The following is a 19193-nucleotide window of genomic DNA, read 5'->3' as shown; positions in this document are numbered from 1 at the left end:
CCTCTCCCCGTGGGAGAGGGTTAGGGTGAGGGCATCAGGGCGCACTACACCACCCATTCGTCCGCTTCAGCCCCATTCACCAGCAGCCTGCGTTTTTCCCCCGCCGGTAACGACACCTTCAGCGCTTTCCACGCCGGACGATAATCCCCGCGCGCGTTGACCTTCAGGTTAATGGTTGCGCCGTCGCACACCATTTCCCAGTCCACCCACAGCGCATTGCCGTTCTGGTAGCCCCAGCTTTCTCCGTCATCTTCAAACAGCATGCCAGAGGTTGTCCCGACGCCCTTCACCGGGAACAGCTTCAGCTCGCGAGTGTCGTCTTTTTCTGCGGATACGTGGGTAATGCGCTCGCTGAGCGGCAGACCGGCACCGGCGCGGACCAGCAGCGGCAGTTTTTCCAGCGGCGCGTCGAGGACGATCGACTGGCCGCCCGCATACCACGCGTGGGTGTAAAAATCGTACCAGCCGGTTTCGTTATCCGGCAGCCAGAGGCGACGCTCGCGCTGACCGGCCTCCACGACGCTGGCCACCAGCAGGTCGCGGCCCAGCAGGAAGTCATCGCACTCCTCAAACGTCTGCGCATCGTGCTCGTGGTCGAGGAAGGTCGGGCGCAGCATCGGCTCGTCGTCGGCGTGCGCCTGCCAGAGCAGGGTGTAGAGATACGGCAGCAGGCGGTAGCGCAGCTCAATCGCGCCACGAATGGCAGGGGTCACGCCCGGGTACATCCACGGTTCGTTCACGGTGTGGTCATCATTCCACGAGTGAATGGTAAAGCGCGGATGCATCACGCCGTTCTGCACCCAGCGCACGAACAGCTCGGCGTCCGGCTTGTCGCCGGAGAAACCGCCCACGTCGTGACCGACGTTGAACAGCCCGGACAGGCTCATGCCCAGCCCCATGCGGATGTTATAGCGCAGGGTCTGCCAGCTGGTGCGGTTGTCGCCGCTCCAGGTCTGAACGTAGCGCTGCATCCCGGCGCAGCCGGAGCGGGAAATCAGGTACGGACGCTTTTCCGGGGCAAAGCGCTGCTGCGCTTCCAGCGAGGCGCGCATCATCAGCAGCGGCATCACCGGGCGAATATGCTTGATGGCGATCTCCCTGCCAAAGCCGTGACAGCGGGCTTCCCCGTCCCACACTTCATATTCGTTGTTGTCGTTCCAGGTGGAATCGATGCCCATCTCCAGCAGCTGCGTGGTGACGCCGTTCTGCCACCACTGCACCGTCTGCGGGTTGGTAAAGTCGAGGTGCGAGCCTTCGTCATCCCAGAAGCTGGAACGTTCTGGTGCATCGGTTTCTGAATCGCGAATGAACAGGCCGCTCTCCGCCACTTCGCTATAGCGCGGATGGTCCTGCAGCAGGCACGGCTTGATGTTTGCCGCAAGCTTCAGCCCCGCGTCGTGAAACGCCTGGCTCATCACCTTCGGCTGCGGCACCTTGTCATGGTTCCAGTTAAAGACGTAGCGCTTGCCGTTGATCGAGGTATAGCCGGAAGAGAGCTGGAACGAGTCGCACGGAATGGCGTGCTCTTCACACAGGCGGATGAAGTTCATCAGCTGGTTTTGCGCGTCCGGCGCGTCGGTGTAGTGCATGGTCGAGCCGCTGTAGCCCAGGCTCCACTTCGGTCCGAACAGGGTTTTCCCGGTCAGGCGCACGAAGGCTTTGGTGACGTCCAGCACGCGCTTGCCGGTAAAGATGTAGTAATCGATATCGCCCGCTTCCGCCTGCCAGCGGCGGTAGGCGGTGTGGTAGTTGTCTATCTCGTTGCCCAGATCCAGCCAGCAGCTGCTCAGGTTGTCGTAGAACAGGCCGTAGCTCACGTCGTCGCGGTGGGTGAGGGTGAACGGAATATGCTTGTACAGCGGGTCGGTGCTGGCCGCGTTGTATCCCATTGCGTCGAGGTTACGCATCTCATAGCGTTTGCCGTTGCGCTGCAGATCGCCCGCTTTCTCACCCAGACCGTAAAAACGCTCGTCCTTGCGGCGGCTCAGGTAGTGCGCCACGCCGTCACCGTGGGCGTTCAGCAGATAAGCGCTGGTCGGACGGTCGTTGACCAGCGGCTGCCACTCGCCCGCCTCATTGCGGTAGTGCCACTCCAGCCACAGCGGCTGATGCACGGTCACGCGCAGCCGTTCGGTTGCCACGGTTAGCGTCTCACCCTCCTGCGCCAGCGTCCAGGCCGGGCAGGTGAAACCGCTTAAGTCGTCACGGCGGCGACCTTCCCACGGCACGTCTTTTTCCGGGGCGATGCTCCAGGTGCGGTCCAGCGCCAGCTCGCCTTTGCGTTTGATCAGCACGCGGAACAGGTTCTCTTCCAGCACATACAGGCACAGGCGGTGCTGGTTATCGACCAGCAGTTCCAGATGGTTTGCTGACTGCTTATCTACGGTCCAGTTTTTCAGGGTTTTCATATGCAATACATCCACTATCAGGCGCGCTTGGCGCGACGTTCAGCAATAAATGCTACCAGGAAGACAGCGCCAATCAGGTCAAAGAAGCCCATGGCAATAAAGAGCGGGTTAAAGCCGATTTTGTCGGCGGTCACGCCGATTAACAGCGAGAACAGGAAGCTGGCGATCCACGCCGCCGAGCCGCGCATGCCGTTGACCGTCGCCATCTGGCCTTTGTCGAACGACTCCACGACCAGGGCGCTCAGCATGCAGGAGATGATCTGGTGCCCGAAACCGCCGATGGAGATCAGCACGATGGTGATATACGGGTCGCGGGTAATGGCCACGATGCCCAGAGAGATCATCAGGAACGCACCGGTCACGGAGCTTGCCACGACCGAGTTAACGCGGGAGCAGCCGAACAGGCGGGTGTACAGACGCGTCAGGTAGCCGCTCGCCACGCTGCCGAGATCGGCGGCGAGGAACGGCAGCCAGGCAAACATCGCGATCTGCTTCAGGTCCATACCGTGCTCTTTGGCGAGGTACAGCGGCACCCAGAAGCTCAGCACCGCCCAGGCCGGTTCCGCCATAAAGGCCGGAATGGCGATACCGTAGAAACGCTTGTTTTTTGAGACGGTTTTCAGCGCGGTCAGGAAGGGCAGTCTCACCGCAGGCGGTTCGTTATCCTGCTTGATAAACGCCAGCTCGTCCTTGCTCAGGTTTGGGTGCTGCTCCGGATTGTGGTAGAACGCCCACCACAGGAGCACCCACAGCAGCGCCAGCACGCCGGTGAACATAAACGCGCCCTGCCAGCCAAACGACGCATGAGCGAAGTAGATGATAGGCGGAGCCAGCATCGCACCGATGGAGAAGCCTACGCCCGCCCAGCCGGCGGCAACGGGACGTTCTGATTTCGGGAACCATTCGCCGATCGTTTTGGCGTTTGCCGGCGTGGCGGCCGCCTCAGACGCGCCCATAAAGAAGCGCAGAATAGCGAGGTGCAGCCAGCTTCCGGCACCCGCGTGGAAAATACACATCAGCGCCCACACCCCGGCACAGACCATGAAGCCAATCTTCAGGCCAATCACGTCGATCAGCCAGCCGCACAGGGGCTGGAAAATGGTGTAGGCGATCTGGAACGCGCCGACGATCCAGGAGTACTGCTCGGTGGTGATCCCGAGGCTCTCTTTCAGTTCGGGGGCGAGGATCCCGAGTGAGTTTCGAGTGATGTAGTTAACGGTGACGCCAAGTAAGAACAGCACCAGCACGTACCAGCGCAGGTTCTTGATGACGCGACGGGTCTTGCTTGTCGCAACGGTATTATTGATGTCCTGACTCATTTTACTCTCCACAAGACGGACGCTAAGGGACGGAGGTTCAGGTGTCACACAGATTTTTATGCCTTTGATTTCTATCCGTTTAGAATGCTTAAGTTGCTATACAACTAGTATGGAAGTTGTGTGACAAGTTCACCTTAAGGGAGAAAATGAGCGGGAAATAGTGGATTTTGTGCAAAATTTCTCATAACTGACCTCAACCCTCTGGCATGATGGCTTTTATGTCAGTTATTGCCTGACGGATACGCTATGAAAATTTTTTCATTTCGCAAATGGAGCCAGATCACAAAATGGACAAAAGGCTAAAAATCACCGAAATTGCCGCCCGAACGCAGCTCTCCATCAGCACCGTGTCGCGGGTGCTGGCGGGCAAAGCAAACACCAGCGAAAAAGCGCGCGCAAAGGTGCTGGCGTGCGCGCGGGAGCTGGGGGTAATGGACGCAATGGCGGCGGGGCGTTTGCTGCTCAATAGCCTGGTGGTTTTTGCCCCCCAGCGCGCCTTTGACGAGCGGTCCGATATCTTTTACTACCGCGTGATCCAGAGCGTGGGGAAAGGGCTGGCCTCCCATGAAGTGCGGTTACGCTACTGCGCGCTGGAAGAGAACGACAGCGACGCGCAGCTTTTTCTGGCGCGCATGAACGAGCCGGATACGCAGGCCGCCATTCTGCTCGGTATCGACGATCCGCATATCCACGATCTGGCGGTGGATGTCGGTAAACCCTGCATGCTGATCAACTGCCGCGACCGCCATATGCGCCTGCCGGCCGTCGCGCCGGATCATCGCGCCATTGGCGAGCGGGCGGCGGAATACCTGTTCGAGATGGGGCACCGCGAGGTGATGACGGTGCTCTGCCTGCGGCGCTACACCATGGAGCAGCGCCTGTCTGGGATCCGCGATGCGTGGCAATCCCACAACCTGACGTTCAACGACAAGCGCGATCTGCTGGTGGTGCCGAGCTTCAGCGCGCGCGAAACGGAACATATGGTCAGCAGCTGGCTCAGTGAAATGCAGGGCAAGGATTTGCCGACCGCCTTTCTGGTCGGCGGCGACTTTATGGCGGCGGGTACCATCAGCGCCTTACAAAACCACGGTCTGCGCGTGCCGCAGGACGTCTCGGTGATGAGCATTGACGGGTTTAATCTGGCGGCGATTCAGGATGTGCCCCTGACGGCAGTGCATGTCCCGCGCGATGAGCTGGGAACGGAAGCGGTGCATATGCTCCAGCAGCGGCTGATGCGCCCGGACGCGCCGGTGGGGACGTTGCTGCTTAACGGCACGCTGACCGTGCGGGAGTCGGTCCGGCGGATACGTCAGGGGAAACGACGCACCGCCGTTGAGCGGGAAGGGCTGTATGACAGTTAGGCCATGCCCAGCGCGCGCTTGCCGTGGATGTTCAGGTCGGCCACGGTAAAGCGATCCTGCCAGGTCTTTTCATAATCTTCGCGCGGGAAATCCCCTGGCGACGCGCCGGTTTCCAGCGCTTCCTTGACCTTCTTCGCATAGGCGAGGTTTTTCTCGCACATCGGTGCGGCAGGAATGTACATCACGTTGCCCCAGCCCTGCTGGTTCTCCACCGGCGCGACGGAGTGGATCACATCGCAGTGCCACCACACGGAATCGCCCGCGTCCAGCGCCGGAATGCTGCTTAACGCTTCGATGAGCAGCGGGTGCCACTTCTCGGAAATCGGCAGCACGCGTCCCGGCGCCACGCCGCACAGCTCGTCCTCCGGCACGTCGTCCAGCAGCGGACGCAGCAGAATATAGGCCATCGCTTCCGGGATCGGCACCACGTGCAGCAGCCCCTGTCCGGGGATCATATCCGACAGCGCCGTCCAGCCCTGGAAGGTGCGGAACACGGAGCATTTGGTGGTGTTATCCACGGTGTACTCTTCCACTTCAGTGCGGTGCGCGGCGTTCCACGGGTCGTATTTATCGACGTTGCCGTCAAACACGCGGGCGAACACCTGCTGATAGGCCGGCAGCAGCCAGCGCTCCAGCGCGCCGGAATCGGTGTGCGCACCCAGCCCTTTCGAGGTGGTTCCCGGCGGACGGCGGCGAATGCGATCCGGATAGATCACGCTCACGTCCGGGTCGAACCATTGTTTGCCGTTGCTCTCGAATGTCCATAAGCGGTTCAGGAACGACTGCACCTGCGCCATCTCTTCGCTCTGGCGCGCCTGCATTTGCGCCTGCGACCAGTAGATCGGATAAATCTCCGGGCGAGAGGCCGTTAAGGTACCGAAGAAGTTATCGCCCGGACCTTTATACACCTCGTCAAACTTGTTGAGATCGAGGTAGTCGAGCATCGACTGATCCCACGCCAGGGCCTGCTCGCGCGGGAAGTGACCTTTAATCACCGCGCAGCCGCGGCGTTTTACCGCCTCGCGCTGAGCATCGGTAATTGTGCCGTTTTTCACATCGGAAAACGGAATCACCGGCCAGACGGGTTCGCCTTTGTTTTTGAGGGCGTTAATTTCCGCCACGCGGCTGGCAATCTTATCGCTGAGCTTATTGAACACCGCCTGCACGTCACCGATCTGCGCGCGCAACTCACGTTTTAACTGACGGATTGCCGCTTTGTGATCCGTCGGCAAGGTTTCACTGGTAAAGGTCATAACTGCCTCGCATCTTTCATTCGAAAGTAAAAATGTCTACAAGTGATACTTTAAGTTAAAAATAAGTTAATGCAAGTTTAAAAACTTGACGTGCGCCACAGGATGGAAAAGAAGAGAAGAACCGGAGCAAGGCTCCGGCGAGGAGAGGATTACGCGTCGAACGGGGAATGGGCGTCGAGAACGGCCTGAATGACGTTCAGCGCGCCCTGATGGTTGTTGTCATCGGTGGCGTAGCGGGCAATCTCTTTGATGCTTTCTGCCGCGTTGCCCATCGCAAAGGAGTATTTCACCAGCTTCAGCATCTCCGCGTCGTTGCCGCTGTCGCCAATACCCACGCACGCCTGCGGGGACACGTCCCAGCGCTTCAGCAGGCGGCTGATGCCGTTGGCTTTGTGCAGGCCGGGGATAATTAAATCCACAAAGCCAAAGCCGCTGGTGACCGGCTTCATAATGCCGTCGAGCGACACGTGCAGTTTATCTACCAGGCTCGGGATATCGCTGTCCGGCAGGTTCAGGGAGAACTTAAACAGCACGTCGTCGATATCGTGATAATCGCTGATGCGCTTTAAGCGGTGATAGTGCTTTGACATCAGCGCCACGAACGCCTCCGGCGCTTTGTCGCTGACGTAGGCGCTCTCCAGTCCGCAGGCCACAAAGTTCAGCCCTTTGTCTTTCAGCAGTTCGCCAATGACGATTTGCGATTCATGACGGGTCAGCTCGCCGTGGAAAATTTGCTCGCCGCGATCGAACACCAGCGCGCCGTTTTCCGCCACGAAGGAGATCTGCTCTTTCAGCTCCGGGAAGAAGGAGATGAGCTGGTAATACTGGTTGCCGCTGGCGACAACGAATTCAATGTCGCGGGCTTTAAGCTGTTCAAACTGTGCCTGAAAGCGGTCTCGATCGTACTGCTTGGCATCATCAAGGAAAGTTCCGTCCATATCGGTGACGATAACTTTTACGGTCATACATTGCGCTCCTGGGTCACTGCGTTTTGAAACATTCTAATAACAAGGTGACGGGGAGCACAAATTTAATTTCATTCGAAAGTAAAAGCAAAACGGCAACCTGGGTTGCCGTTTTTAGTGTTTTCTCCCTCTCCCTGTGGGAGAGGGCCGGGGTGAGGGCATCAGCGTGCGCATTTCCCCTTAGGAGATACTTCGTTACAGCGTATGCTCAGTACGGGCGATAATATCGTCCTGCGCATCCGGCGACAGGGCGGTGAAGAACGCCGAGTAGCCAGCCACGCGCACCACCAGGTCACGATACTGGTCAGGGTGTTTTTTCGCTTCCAGCAGCGTTTCGCGAGAAACAATGTTGTACTGAATATGCCAGCCCTTATGCACCTCGAAGAAGGTGCGCAGCAGCACCATCAGCTTCTGTCGGTCGCTGTCGTTTTCCAGGGTCGACGGGTTCAGCTTCTGGTTTAACAGCACCCCGCCCAGAATCGCTTCCGTAGGCAGTTTGCCCACCGAGCCGATGACCGCCGTCGGGCCGAGATGGTCCGTACCGGAAGCCGGGCTTGCGCCTTCCGCCAGCGGGGTGTGCGCTTTGCGTCCGTCCGGGGTGGCCATCGTCGCCGCGCCAAACGGCACGTTCGCGGAAATAGAAGAGGTACCTGCGTAGTAGTTACCACCGATCGGGCCACGGCCGTAGCGCGGGTTGTGGTACTGCTTCAGCTCTTCAATGTAGGTCTGATAGGCACGGGTCAGCAGCATATCCACGTTGTCGTCGTCGTTGCCGTACTTCGGCGCGCCGTTGATCAGGCGCTGGCGCAGCTGCTCGTGGGTCAGGCCGTCGAAGTCATCCGCCAGCGCGGCCGCCAGCTGCTGCTGACCGATTGCGCCCTGATCGAACACCAGCTTTTTCACCGCCGCCAGGCTGTTGCCGAGGTTGGCGATGCCCACCTGCAGGCCGGAGACCCAGTCATACTTCGCGCCGCCCTGCTTGATGCTTTTCGCACGTTCAATGCAGTCGTCCACCAGCGCCGAGCAGAGAATATCGTGGACGTTCTCTTCCAGCATGGTGTCCACCACGTACTCGATCTCGATGGATTTGCGGGTGTAGTAGCGGATCTGGGTATCCCACGCCGCCATCACCTCCTCAAAGTTATCGAAGTTACCGGCAGAGAGCGCTTTCTCCTGCGGCAGGAACACCTTGCCGCTGGTGGCATCGCGGCCACCTTCCAGCGCGGCGAGCATCACGCGGGCAAAGTTGATAAAGCTCATGCCGGTGCAGCGATAGCCCCATTTACCCCCGACGGCGGTTTCGATGCAGCCAATCGCGGCGTAGTCATAGGCATCGTCTTTCTCGACGCCGAGCTTGATGAATTCCGGGATCACGATTTCATCGTTGTTGAACGCCGGCATCCCGAAGCCGCAGCGTATCACCTGCACGCAGGCGTCGAGGAAGTCGTTGCTCATGCCCGCGTGGTAACGCACGCTCAGGTTTGGCTGGGTGGAGCGCAGGCGACCGCAGGATTCCAGAATCGCGTAGGAGAGCGGGTTGACCGCGTCCATCGGCTCGCCGTTGACCAGCTTCTGGCCACCGATGGTGACGTTCTGGTACAGCGGGCTGCCGGCAGAGGCTTTAGAGTGCGAGCCGGAGCGGATCTTGTTCACTTCCAGCAGCTTCAGCCAGCAGCTGTGCAGCAGCTCAATGGCGTGCTCGCGGTCGAGGCTCTGGTCAAGCTCCACGTCGCGACGGTAGTACGGATAAAGATACTGGTCCATACGCGCGAAGGAGACGGAGTGGCCGTTGGACTCAATCTGCAGGATCAGCTGGATGAAGTAGCACAGCTGCAGCGCCTGCCAGAAGGTTTTTGGCGGTTCGTGGGCAATCACGTCGCAGTTTTCCGCCATGGCCAGCAGCTCGTCGCGGCGGCTTTCGCGGGTTTCGGTGGAGGCCATTTCGCGCGCCAGGTCCGCAAAGCGCGTAATGTGCAGGCTCACGGCCTCCAGCACGATATCAATCGCTTTCAGGAACTGGTCGCCGTGGAGATCGTCCAGCACCGTCAGGTTAATGCGCGAGCGGCGCTCGGCCACCTTGGTGCGCAGGCCGTCGAGACCTTTCTCCAGCACCAGCGGGAAATTAACGGCCAGATGCGCATCGCCGGAGGTCATATTGCCTTCGGCTTTGATAATGCCGGTTTCCAGCAGGCCTTTCTGTTCGTCGGTGAACATGCCGTAGCAGCGATCCTGCACCGTCTGGCCGCGCCACCACGGGCAGATTGCATGCAGGACGCGCTTGTTCTCTTCGCTCACCGCAAAGCCTGCACCCGGACGGTCCGCCAGGTCGTCGATCTCTTTCTCAATCCAGGAGACGGTGTATTCCGGGAAGATCGGCGCGGCGCGCACTTCGCTTGCCTGGTTACCTATGATGAGCTCGTCGTGTTTGATCCAGATGGTACGCTCGGCCAGGTGATGCGCCAGCGCCAGGGCGCGACGCACCGGGATCGGCTTGTCCATGTGCTGCTGATACATCTCGGTGTAATGCTGCGCGCGCTCGGTACACACCGGCGGCTTGACGATATGTACGAGGGCCGTTTTGTGCGCTTTAATGCGCTCGCTGAGGGTGTTGAGATTCAGGGTCGTCATAAGTTTATCCTCGTAAGGTCGCGGTTAACCCTTTCTGGCAGGCGTACTGCTGCGCGAAGTCCAGCAGGGCAGGGTTATCCAGCGGTTTGTCAGGGGCAGAGTAGGGTTGGCCGAGCAGGGTGTATTTGTTCATGCCCAGCGTGTGGTACGGCAGAAAATGAATATCGTCGACGCCGAGCTCGTCGGCAGCGAAATTGGTAATGGCGGTAACAGACGCTTCATCGGCGTTAAAGCCCTGGATCAGCGGCACGCGGATGGTGATTTTTTTCCCGGCAGCGGCCAGGCGTTTCAGGTTATCCAGGATTCGCTTAGCCGAGCCGTCCGTCCACTGCTTGAAAACGTCACCGTCAACGTGCTTCAGGTCGGCGAGGAACAGATCGACGTACGGTAAAGAGGGCTCGATATAGTGCCACGGCACGTGAAGACAGGTCTCGACGGCGGTGTGGATACCCTGTTCGTGGCTGGCTTTAAACAGCGCAAGTGCCAGATCGGGGTTCATAAACGGCTCACCGCCGGAGAGGGTGATGCCGCCGCCGCTGCGGTCGTAAAAAGGCTTATCGCGTAGCACGGTTGCCATAATGTCGTCTACCTGCTGTTCTTCACCGCAGACGGTGAGCGCCTGCGTTGGGCAGCAGTCGGTGAGGGCGTTGAGCGTCTCGTCGTCAAGCTTCTCACGATGGATGACCATCCCGTTCAGCGCACGTTCGATACAGCCCGGAGCCGCCTGCTGGCACAGGTCGCAGCCGTCCAGGCACAGGCGGGCATCAAACAGCACGTCCCGGCTGCGGGAGCGGCTTTCCGGGTTCTGGCACCAGCGACAGCCCAGCGAGCAGCCTTTTAGGAACACCACGGTACGAATACCGGGGCCATCGTGGGTAGAGTAACGCTGAATATTGAAGATCATGTTTTCGCCTCTCATCTTGCATATGAAGATTAAATTACTTTCGAATGAAAGTTATCTTGATGCAGGTCAACTCTTGAGCAGGTTTTGTCGTGATAGGGTAAGTGCAGGCTAATTTTGAGGGTGACATCATGGAACTTTATCTCGACACATCTGACGTTGCGGCAGTCAAAAAGCTGGCGCGTATCTTCCCGCTCGCGGGCGTGACCACCAACCCAAGCATTGTTGCAGCCGGTAAAACGCCGCTCGACGAGCTGCTGCCGGCCCTGCACGACGCGCTGGGCGGCAAAGGCCGTCTGTTCGCTCAGGTGATGGCGACTACCGCGGAAGGCATGGTGGAAGACGCGCGTAAGCTGCGCGCCATCATTAACGACCTGGTGGTGAAAGTGCCGGTGACGGCAGAAGGGCTGGCGGCAATCAAAATGCTGAAAGCGGAAGGGATCCCGACGCTGGGCACGGCGGTGTACGGTGCCGCGCAGGGCATGCTCTCCGCGCTGGCGGGGGCGGAGTATGTCGCCCCTTACGTTAACCGCGTGGACGCGCAGGGCGGGGACGGGATCCAGACGGTGGTTGAATTGCAGCAGCTGCTGACGCTGCACGCCACGCAGTCAAAAGTGCTGGCCGCGAGCTTTAAAACCCCGCGTCAGGCGCTGGACTGCCTGCTGGCAGGCTGCGAGTCTATTACGCTGCCGCTGGACGTGGCGCAGCAGTTTATCACTTCACCCGCCGTGGATGCGGCGATTGTGAAGTTTGAGCAGGACTGGCAGGGGGCGTTTGGACGGACGACTATCTGACGCTGTTGCCGGGTGGCGCTGACGCTTACCCGGCCTACGATTTTCTCCCTCTCCCTGTGGGAGAGGGCCGCAGCAGGGTTTAACCTCCGCAAACCTCACATCCCGGATTACGCATCAGCTTCATCTCGCGGAACTGGCAGGTCATCGCGTCGTACATCACGATTTTCCCCGCCGCCGGCGTACCGTAATGCGCCAGGACTTTAATCGCTTCCATCGCCTGCAGTGACCCGATTATGCCGACTAACGGCGCCATCACGCCCGCCTCGACGCAGGTCAGCGCGTTCTCGCCAAACAGGCGGCTCAGGCAGCGGTAGCAGGGTTCACCCTCCGCGTAGGTGAAGACGCTGATTTGCCCCTCCATGCGGATCGCCGCCCCGGAAACCAGCGGCGTTTTATGCGCAAAACAGCCCGCGTTTAGCTGATTGCGGATTGCGACGTTATCGGTGCAGTCGAGCACCAGATCGTGCAGAGCAATCTGCGCGAACAGCGCGTCGTCATCCAGCATCGCGTCAATCAGGGTAAACTGAACGTTGGGGTTGATGCGGGCCAGCGCCGTGCGGGCAGAGTCTACCTTCGGCTGGCCAACCGTCGCGTCGCTGTGCAGCGTCTGGCGCTGCAGGTTAGACACCGACACGGTATCGAAATCCAGCAGCGTCATCCTGCCCACGCCCGCCGCCGCAAGGTACTGCGCGGCGGCGCAGCCCAGACCGCCCAGACCGACGACCAGCACGCTGGCCGCCTTGAGCGCTTCCTGGCCCTCGAAGTCAAACCCGCGCAGCACAATCTGGCGGTTGTAGCGCATCATCTCCTGGTCGCTCAGCTCCACCGTCATGTCAGCCCCCGAACAGGTGGTTAAAGCTTTCTACTTCAACCCATTCGCCCGCTTCCACGTTGCCGCGCTCGCGCTCCAGCACGATAAAACAGTTGCCCTGGCTGAAGGAGCTGAAAATGTGCGAGCCTTGGTGTCCGGTGGTGCTCACTTCGAGCTCGCCGTCCGCGTTGCGCGCCAGAATGCCGCGCTGGAAATCGAGACGACCCGGGGATTTTTTCAGGCGCGTGGCGGCACGCACGCGCTGGCGTTCCGGCAGCGGGTTAGCCTTGTTGCCGGAAAGCTTCGCCAGCAGCGGGATCACCAGCTGGTAGAAGGTGAGTGCCGCAGAGACCGGGTTACCCGGCAGGCCGCAGAACCAGCTGTGCGTGAGCTTGCCAAAGGCGAACGGTTTGCCCGGCTTGATAGCCAGCTTCCAGAAGGCGATTTCCCCCAGCTCTTCAAGAATGGTTTTGGTGTAATCCGCTTCGCCAACCGAGACGCCACCCGAACTAATGACCACGTCGGCGGACCGATCCGCTTCAATAAACGCGGCGCGCAGTTTTTCCGGATCGTCAGGAATAATCCCGAGGTTGATCACCTCGCAGCCCAGCTGCTCCAGCATCAGGTGTACCGCCAGACGGTTGGTGTCGTAAATCTGTCCGTCCTGCAGCGGCTGGCCCGGAAGCTGAAGCTCGTCGCCGGTGGAGAAAACGGCGACGCGCACCTTACGGATAACGTCGACTTCGGCAATGCCGAGCGACGCCAGCACGGGCAGTTCACCCACCGTCAGCTTCTGTCCGGCGGCAAAGACCGTCGCGCCGAGGGTAATGTCCTCGCCGGTACGACGGATGTTCTGGCCCGCTTTAACGTTCGCGGTAAAACGCACGCCGTCGTCGGTCTGTTCGGTCTCTTCCTGCATCACCACGGCGTCGCAGCCAACCGGTACCGGCGCGCCGGTCATAATGCGCACGCAGGTGCCCGCAGGCCACTCACCGTTAAACGGCTGGCCGGCGAAGGCTTTACCCGCTACGGGGAGCACCTGGCCCGTCTGGAGATCTGCCAGACGCACCGCATAACCGTCCATCGCTGAGTTATCGAATCCCGGTACGTTAAGCGGGGAGACGATATCGCGCGCGGCAATACGCCCAAAACAGCGCACGAGGGGCAACGTTTCAACGTCCTGCAGCGGGGAAAGTCGGTCAAGCATCTGCGTGAGTGCCGTCTCAAGCGGCATCAGTCCGGCGGTAAAATCCATGGTGGGCTCCTGCACAGTAACAACGAAAGCGTCCATTATGGCAGAAAAGTGCCACTAACAGTATGACCCGGAGGGTGTACGCTTTACATCACAGTTGCGTCTTTCTATATTCAAAAATCATCTGAAGTTTCATCGACGATAATGATATTTATAGAAAAAGCCGCGAATCAGGCTAACGGGTGATGCGAATGGTTAATGCGGTAATCGCAATTCATGGCGGCGCCGGGGCAATCACCCGTGCACAGCTCAGTCCCGAACAGGAAAAGCGCTACATTGACGCGCTGTACGCCATTGTCGAAACAGGCCAGAAAATGCTGGAAGCGGGCGAGAGCGCGCTGGACGTGGTCACCGAGGCGGTGCGCCTGCTGGAAGAGTGTCCGCTATTTAATGCGGGGATCGGGTCGGTCTTTACCCGGGATGAAACGCACGAGCTGGACGCCTGCGTAATGGACGGTATCACCCTGAAAGCGGGGGCCGTGGCGGGCGTCAGTCGCCTGCGTAATCCGGTGCTGGCGGCGCGTCTGGTGATGGAAGAGAGCCCGCACGTGCTGCTGACCGGCGCCGGGGCTGAGGCGTTTGCCTTCGAACACGGGATGGAGTCGGTATCGCCCGATCTTTTTTCCACGGAAGCGCGCTACCAGCAGCTGCTGGAGGCCCGTTCGGCGGGCATGACGCAGCTGGACCACTCCGCACCGCTCGATGAAACCACCAAAATGGGGACGGTCGGCGCGGTGGCGCTCGATAAGGCCGGAAACCTCGCGGCGGCGACGTCAACGGGCGGCATGACCAACAAGCTGCCCGGGCGCGTCGGCGACAGCCCGCTGCCGGGGGCCGGGTGCTATGCCAATAACGCGACGGCGGCGGTGTCGTGTACCGGAACCGGGGAAGTGTTTATTCGCACCCTCGCGGCCTACGACATCACCGCGCTGATGGATTACGGCGGTTTAAGCCTCAGTGAGGCCTGCGAGCGGGTGGTGATGGAAAAACTACCTGCCCTGGGCGGCGTCGGCGGGCTCATTGCGGTGGATCGCGAGGGCAACGTGGCCCTGCCGTTCAACAGCGAAGGGATGTATCGCGCCTGGGGATATGCCGGCGATGAGCCGAGCACGGGGATCTATCGTGAATAAGGGGGCAACGCGTGCCGCACAGTGAAGAGCTGGACAACCGCGAGGTACTGGCTGTCCATCAGCTGAATATTGCGTTTCAGGAAGAGCGGCAGTTCATCCCCGCAGTACAGAATTTATCGTTCTCGCTCAGGCGCGGCGAGACGCTGGCGATTGTTGGCGAGTCCGGCTCCGGTAAATCGGTCACCGCGCTGGCGATGATGCGCCTGCTGGAGCAGACGGGCGGGCAAATCCGCAGCGAGAAAATGCTCCTGCGCCGCCGCAACCGTCAGGTCATTGACCTAAACGAGCTGAGCGGCTCGCAGATGCAGGGCGTGCGCGGGGCGGATATTGCCATGATCTTCCAGGAGCCGATGACCTCCCTCAATCCGGTTTTCCCGGTGGGGGAACAAATTGCCGAGTCCATCCGCCTGCATCAGGGGCTGAGCGGCGATGAGGCGCTTCGTGAAGCCAGACGGATGCTGGAGCTGGTGCGCATCCCGGAAGCGCAGGCCATCCTTGGGCGCTACCCGCATCAGCTTTCCGGCGGCATGCGCCAGCGGGTGATGATTGCCATGGCGCTCTCCTGCCGTCCGGCGGTGCTGATCGCCGATGAACCGACGACGGCGCTGGACGTGACGATTCAGGCGCAAATCCTGCAGCTCATCAAAGTGCTGCAGCAGGAGATGGAGATGGGGGTGATATTCATCACCCACGATATGGGCGTGGTCGCCGATATCGCCGATCGCGTGCTGGTTATGCACAAGGGCAACGCGGTGGAAACCGGCCCGGTTGAGCAGATTTTTCACGCGCCCGTCCATCCCTATACCAAAGCGCTGCTGGCGGCGGTTCCGCGTCTTGGGGCGATGAACGGTAGCGATTTGCCGCGCCGCTTCCCGCTGATTTCTCTCGATGCGGCGGAGCAGGAGGAGGACGAGCGCGAGCAGGACACGGTGGTGCCGGGTAAGCCCATTCTTGAAGTGCGCGATCTGGTCACCCGTTTTCCGCTGCGCAGCGGCGTGTTGAACCGCGTAAAGCGCGAAGTGCATGCGGTGGAAAACGTCAGTTTTGATTTATGGCCGGGCGAAACCCTGGCGCTGGTGGGGGAGTCCGGCTGCGGTAAGTCCACCACCGGGCGCGCGTTGCTCCGTCTGGTGGAAACACAGGAAGGCAGCATTACCTTTAACGGCGAGCGCATTGATACCCTGCCGGACAGCAGGCTGCAGGCGGTGCGGCGGGATATTCAGTTTATTTTCCAGGACCCGTATGCTTCCCTCGACCCGCGCCACACGGTGGGGTACTCGATCATGGAGCCGCTGCGCGTGCATAACCTGCTCGACGGCGACGCGGCACAGCGTCGCGTCGCCTGGCTGCTGGAGCGCGTTGGCCTGAAGCCGGAACACGCCTGGCGTTATCCACACGAGTTTTCCGGCGGACAGCGGCAGCGAATCTGCATTGCCCGCGCGCTGGCGCTGAACCCGAAAGTGGTGATTGCCGATGAGTCCGTTTCGGCGCTGGATGTCTCTATCCGGGCGCAAATCATCAATCTGTTGCTCGATTTACAGCGGGATATGGGCATCGCTTTTCTGTTTATCTCGCACGATATGGCGGTGGTCGAGCGCATCAGCCATCGCGTGGCGGTGATGTTCATGGGGCAGATCGTGGAGATCGGGCCGCGACGCGCGGTCTTCGAGAACCCGCAGCATCCGTACACCCGCAAGCTCATCGCGGCGGTTCCGGTCGCCGATCCGGCGCATCGCCACGGGCAGCGCGTGCTGCTGCAGGATGAAATGCCGAGCAATATTCGTAAACGCGGCGAGGCCGTTGAACGCGTCACGCTGCGCGAGGTCGGACCGGGGCATTTCGTGGCGCCTCCGCGTCAGGACAACGCTTTTTCGCGGTTATAACTTACAACAGGCAGGAGAACACAATGGTTACATTTGTAGCGCGTAGATGGTTGTTAGCCGCGAGCGTGACGGCAGCCCTGGCCGCTGCCCCCGCGTTCGCCGCCAAAGACGTGGTGGTGGCCGTCGGCTCTAATTTCACCACGCTCGATCCGTATGACGCCAACGACACGCTGTCGCAGGCGGTAGCGAAATCGTTCTACCAGGGGCTTTTTGGCCTGGATAAAGAGATGAAGCTGAAAAATGTGCTGGCGGAGGGATACACTGTCTCCGCCGACGGGCTGGCGTATACCATCAGGCTCAGAACCGGGGTGAAGTTCCAGGACGGTACCGATTTCAACGCGGAGGCGGTGAAGGTTAACCTCGACCGCGCCAGCAATCCGGAAAATAGCCTCAAGCGCTATAACCTGTATAAAAACATCGCCAGCACCGAGGTGGTCGACCCGGCGACGGTAAAAATCACTCTGAAAGAGCCGTTCTCGGCGTTTATCAATATTCTGGCGCATCCGGCAACGGCGATGATCTCCCCTGCCGCGCTGAAGAAATACGGTAAAGAGATCGGTTTCCACCCGGTGGGGACCGGCCCGTATGAACTGGTAACCTGGAATCAGACCGACTTTGTGAAGGTGAAGAAGTTCAGCGGCTACTGGCAGCAGGGGCTGCCGAAGCTGGACACCATCACCTGGCGTCCGGTGGTGGACAACAACACCCGCGCGGCGATGCTGCAAACCGGCGAGGCGCAGTTTGCCTTCCCGATCCCGTATGAGCAGGCCGCGATTTTGCAGAAAAACAGCAAGCTGGAGCTGGTCGCCAGCCCGTCGATCATGCAGCGCTACATCAGCATGAACGTTACGCAAAAGCCGTTTGATAACCCGAAAGTGCGCGAGGCCATCAACTACGCCATTAACCGCCAGGCGCTGGTGAAGGTCGCCTTTGCCGGCTATGCCACCCCGGCCACCGGCGTGCTGCCGCCGGCTATCGCGTATGCCCAGAGCTATCAGCCGTGGCCGTACGATCCGGCCAAAGCGCGCGAGCTGCTGAAAGAGGCGGGCTTCCCGAACGGGTTCAGCACCACGCTGTGGTCGTCGCATAACCACAGCACCGCGCAGAAGGTGCTGCAGTTCACCCAGCAGCAGCTGGCGCAGGTCGGTATTAAGGCGCAGGTCACCGCGATGGATGCCGGACAGCGTGCGGCTGAAGTGGAGGGCAAAGGGCAGAAAGAGAGCGGGGTGCGGATGTTCTACACCGGGTGGTCGGCCTCGACCGGCGAAGCTGATTGGGCGCTGTCGCCGCTGTTTGCCTCGCAAAACTGGCCGCCAACCCTGTTCAATACCGCGTTCTACAGTAATCCGCAGGTGGACAAAGATCTTGCCGATGCGCTGAAAACCACCAAACCGGAAGAGAAGGCACGCCTCTACAAAGATGCGCAGGACATTATCTGGAAAGAGTCACCGTGGGTGCCGCTGGTGGTGGAGAAGCTGGTGTCAGCCCATAACAAAGCGTTGACCGGGTTCTACATCATGCCGGACACCGGTTTTAGCTTTGACGATGCGGATTTAAAATAAACCTCATGCTGAATTATGTTTGTAAACGCCTGCTGGGGCTTATCCCGACGCTGCTGATTGTGGCGGTCCTGGTGTTTTTGTTTGTCCATATGCTGCCGGGCGATCCGGCGCGTCTGGTTGCGGGGCCAGAAGCAGACGCCACCGTTATTGACCTGGTGCGTAAACAGCTTGGCCTCGACCAGCCGCTGTATATCCAGTTCCTCCATTATATTTGCAACGTTCTGCAGGGCGACTTTGGTATCTCGATGGTGTCGCGGCGACCGGTGTCGGAGGAGATTGCCAGCCGCTTTATGCCAACGTTCTGGTTGACGATTGCCAGCATGAGCTGGGCGGTCGTGTTTGGGCTTGGCGCCGGGATTGTCGCGGCCGTCTGGCGCAACCGCTGGCCGGACAAGCTCGGCATGGCGCTGGCGGTGACCGGTATCTCCTTCCCGGCGTTCGCGCTGGGGATGCTGCTGATGCAGATCTTCTCCGTTGAACTGGGCTGGCTGCCGACCGTCGGGGCCGATACCTGGAAGCATTACATTCTGCCCTCAATGACGCTGGGGGCTGCCGTGTCGGCGGTGATGGCCCGCTTTACCCGCGCCTCGTTCGTTGACGTGCTGAGCGAGGATTATATCCGCACCGCGCGGGCGAAAGGGGTCAGCGAGAAGTGGGTCATTCTTAAGCACGGGTTTCGCAATGCGATGATCCCGGTGGTGACGATGATGGGGTTACAGTTTGGTTTCCTGCTGGGCGGCTCTATCGTCGTGGAGAAGGTCTTCAACTGGCCGGGGCTGGGACGCCTGCTGGTCGATTCCGTCGAGATGCGCGACTATCCGGTCATTCAGGCGGAAGTCCTGCTTTTCTCGCTGGAGTTTATCCTTATCAACTTAGTGGTGGACGTGCTCTACGCCGCCATTAACCCGGCCATCAGGTACAAGTAA

At 60.0% G+C, this 19193-nt stretch carries 13 protein-coding genes and 1 pseudogene; 6 read left to right on the top strand and 8 right to left on the bottom strand.

Going from position 1 to position 19193, the window contains the following annotated elements; translation table 11 throughout:
- Positions 1-44: 44 nt before the first annotated feature.
- Entirely contained in the window at positions 45-2408 is a 2364-nt protein-coding gene (locus ABR39_RS11180; RefSeq protein WP_047346996.1) for a glycoside hydrolase family 31 protein, read from the bottom strand.
- A 17-nt stretch (positions 2409-2425) separates the two neighbouring features.
- Complete coding sequence (locus ABR39_RS11175) at positions 2426-3727, bottom strand: MFS transporter (protein ID WP_047346995.1); 1302 nt, start codon at positions 3725-3727, stop codon at positions 2426-2428.
- A 287-nt stretch (positions 3728-4014) separates the two neighbouring features.
- Between ABR39_RS11175 and ABR39_RS11170 the strand changes: the two genes are divergently transcribed.
- On the top strand, positions 4015-5088 hold the full coding sequence (locus ABR39_RS11170) for a LacI family DNA-binding transcriptional regulator (RefSeq protein ID WP_047346994.1): 1074 nt from the start codon (positions 4015-4017) through the stop codon (positions 5086-5088).
- Here the strand turns inward: ABR39_RS11170 and ABR39_RS11165 are convergent.
- From ABR39_RS11165 to ABR39_RS11150, 4 genes are all read right to left on the bottom strand, one after another.
- On the bottom strand, positions 5085-6341 hold the full coding sequence (locus tag ABR39_RS11165; protein WP_047346993.1) for a DUF1479 domain-containing protein: 1257 nt from the start codon (positions 6339-6341) through the stop codon (positions 5085-5087). The two genes, ABR39_RS11170 and ABR39_RS11165, sit on opposite strands and share 4 nt — an antisense overlap.
- Before the next feature lie 149 nt (positions 6342-6490).
- Positions 6491-7306 (bottom strand): Cof-type HAD-IIB family hydrolase, encoded by an 816-nt coding sequence (locus tag ABR39_RS11160; protein ID WP_047346992.1) that lies wholly within the window; start codon positions 7304-7306, stop codon positions 6491-6493.
- 195 nt (positions 7307-7501) lie between these two features.
- Positions 7502-9934, bottom strand: a complete 2433-nt coding sequence (locus tag ABR39_RS11155; RefSeq protein ID WP_047346991.1) for a formate C-acetyltransferase/glycerol dehydratase family glycyl radical enzyme — start codon at positions 9932-9934, stop codon at positions 7502-7504.
- A 4-nt stretch (positions 9935-9938) separates the two neighbouring features.
- Positions 9939-10838, bottom strand: a complete 900-nt coding sequence (locus tag ABR39_RS11150; RefSeq protein ID WP_047346990.1) for a glycyl-radical enzyme activating protein — start codon at positions 10836-10838, stop codon at positions 9939-9941.
- Between the two features lie 128 nt (positions 10839-10966).
- Between ABR39_RS11150 and fsa the strand changes: the two genes are divergently transcribed.
- The gene (fsa, locus tag ABR39_RS11145) at positions 10967-11629 is read left to right on the top strand and encodes a fructose-6-phosphate aldolase (protein ID WP_047346989.1); all 663 of its coding nucleotides are present in this window, start codon (positions 10967-10969) and stop codon (positions 11627-11629) included.
- A gap of 79 nt (positions 11630-11708) precedes the next feature.
- Here the strand turns inward: fsa and moeB are convergent, their stop codons facing one another.
- Together moeB and moeA are read right to left on the bottom strand one after the other, a co-directional pair.
- Positions 11709-12461 carry a molybdopterin-synthase adenylyltransferase MoeB gene (gene moeB / locus ABR39_RS11140; protein ID WP_047346988.1) on the bottom strand — a complete coding sequence of 251 codons (753 nt, stop codon included), beginning with the start codon at positions 12459-12461 and terminating at the stop codon, positions 11709-11711.
- 1 nt (position 12462) lies between these two features.
- Positions 12463-13695 (bottom strand): molybdopterin molybdotransferase MoeA, encoded by a 1233-nt coding sequence (gene moeA, locus ABR39_RS11135; protein WP_047346987.1) that lies wholly within the window; start codon positions 13693-13695, stop codon positions 12463-12465.
- 188 nt (positions 13696-13883) lie between these two features.
- Here moeA and iaaA point away from each other — a divergent pair.
- The 4 genes and pseudogenes from iaaA to gsiC all read left to right on the top strand — a co-directional run bounded on the left by iaaA (position 13884) and on the right by gsiC (position 19193).
- Positions 13884-14847 (top strand): annotated as a pseudogene (gene iaaA / locus ABR39_RS11130) (beta-aspartyl-peptidase).
- Entirely contained in the window at positions 14834-16705 is a 1872-nt protein-coding gene (gsiA, locus tag ABR39_RS11125) for a glutathione ABC transporter ATP-binding protein GsiA (protein WP_047346985.1), read from the top strand. Before iaaA ends, gsiA begins: the two are co-directional and overlap by 14 nt.
- Before the next feature lie 23 nt (positions 16706-16728).
- Positions 16729-18267: a glutathione ABC transporter substrate-binding protein GsiB gene (gsiB, locus tag ABR39_RS11120; protein WP_047346984.1), complete on the top strand. Its 1539-nt coding sequence runs from the start codon at positions 16729-16731 to the stop codon at positions 18265-18267.
- Positions 18268-18272: 5 nt separating this feature from the next.
- Positions 18273-19193: a glutathione ABC transporter permease GsiC gene (gene gsiC / locus ABR39_RS11115; protein WP_047346983.1), complete on the top strand. Its 921-nt coding sequence runs from the start codon at positions 18273-18275 to the stop codon at positions 19191-19193.

The sequence above is a fragment of the Enterobacter genomosp. O genome (genome assembly GCF_001022965.1).
GTDB lineage: Bacteria > Pseudomonadota > Gammaproteobacteria > Enterobacterales > Enterobacteriaceae > Enterobacter > Enterobacter cloacae_L.
This window is presented reverse-complemented; position numbering and strand designations above follow the sequence as displayed.

What these genes read in the sequence shown, in the direction of transcription:
- moeB (WP_047346988.1), bottom strand. Translation starts at nt 12,461, where the DNA reads ATGACGGTGGAGCTGAGCGACCAGGAGATGATGCGCTACAACCGCCAG.
- ABR39_RS11170 (WP_047346994.1), top strand. Translation starts at nt 4,015, where the DNA reads ATGGACAAAAGGCTAAAAATCACCGAAATTGCCGCCCGAACGCAGCTC.
- gsiB (WP_047346984.1), top strand. Translation starts at nt 16,729, where the DNA reads ATGGTTACATTTGTAGCGCGTAGATGGTTGTTAGCCGCGAGCGTGACG.
- ABR39_RS11180 (WP_047346996.1), bottom strand. Translation starts at nt 2,408, where the DNA reads ATGAAAACCCTGAAAAACTGGACCGTAGATAAGCAGTCAGCAAACCAT.
- ABR39_RS11165 (WP_047346993.1), bottom strand. Translation starts at nt 6,341, where the DNA reads ATGACCTTTACCAGTGAAACCTTGCCGACGGATCACAAAGCGGCAATC.
- gsiC (WP_047346983.1), top strand. Translation starts at nt 18,273, where the DNA reads ATGCTGAATTATGTTTGTAAACGCCTGCTGGGGCTTATCCCGACGCTG.
- ABR39_RS11155 (WP_047346991.1), bottom strand. Translation starts at nt 9,934, where the DNA reads ATGACGACCCTGAATCTCAACACCCTCAGCGAGCGCATTAAAGCGCAC.
- moeA (WP_047346987.1), bottom strand. Translation starts at nt 13,695, where the DNA reads ATGGATTTTACCGCCGGACTGATGCCGCTTGAGACGGCACTCACGCAG.
- ABR39_RS11160 (WP_047346992.1), bottom strand. Translation starts at nt 7,306, where the DNA reads ATGACCGTAAAAGTTATCGTCACCGATATGGACGGAACTTTCCTTGAT.
- ABR39_RS11175 (WP_047346995.1), bottom strand. Translation starts at nt 3,727, where the DNA reads ATGAGTCAGGACATCAATAATACCGTTGCGACAAGCAAGACCCGTCGC.
- fsa (WP_047346989.1), top strand. Translation starts at nt 10,967, where the DNA reads ATGGAACTTTATCTCGACACATCTGACGTTGCGGCAGTCAAAAAGCTG.
- ABR39_RS11150 (WP_047346990.1), bottom strand. Translation starts at nt 10,838, where the DNA reads ATGATCTTCAATATTCAGCGTTACTCTACCCACGATGGCCCCGGTATT.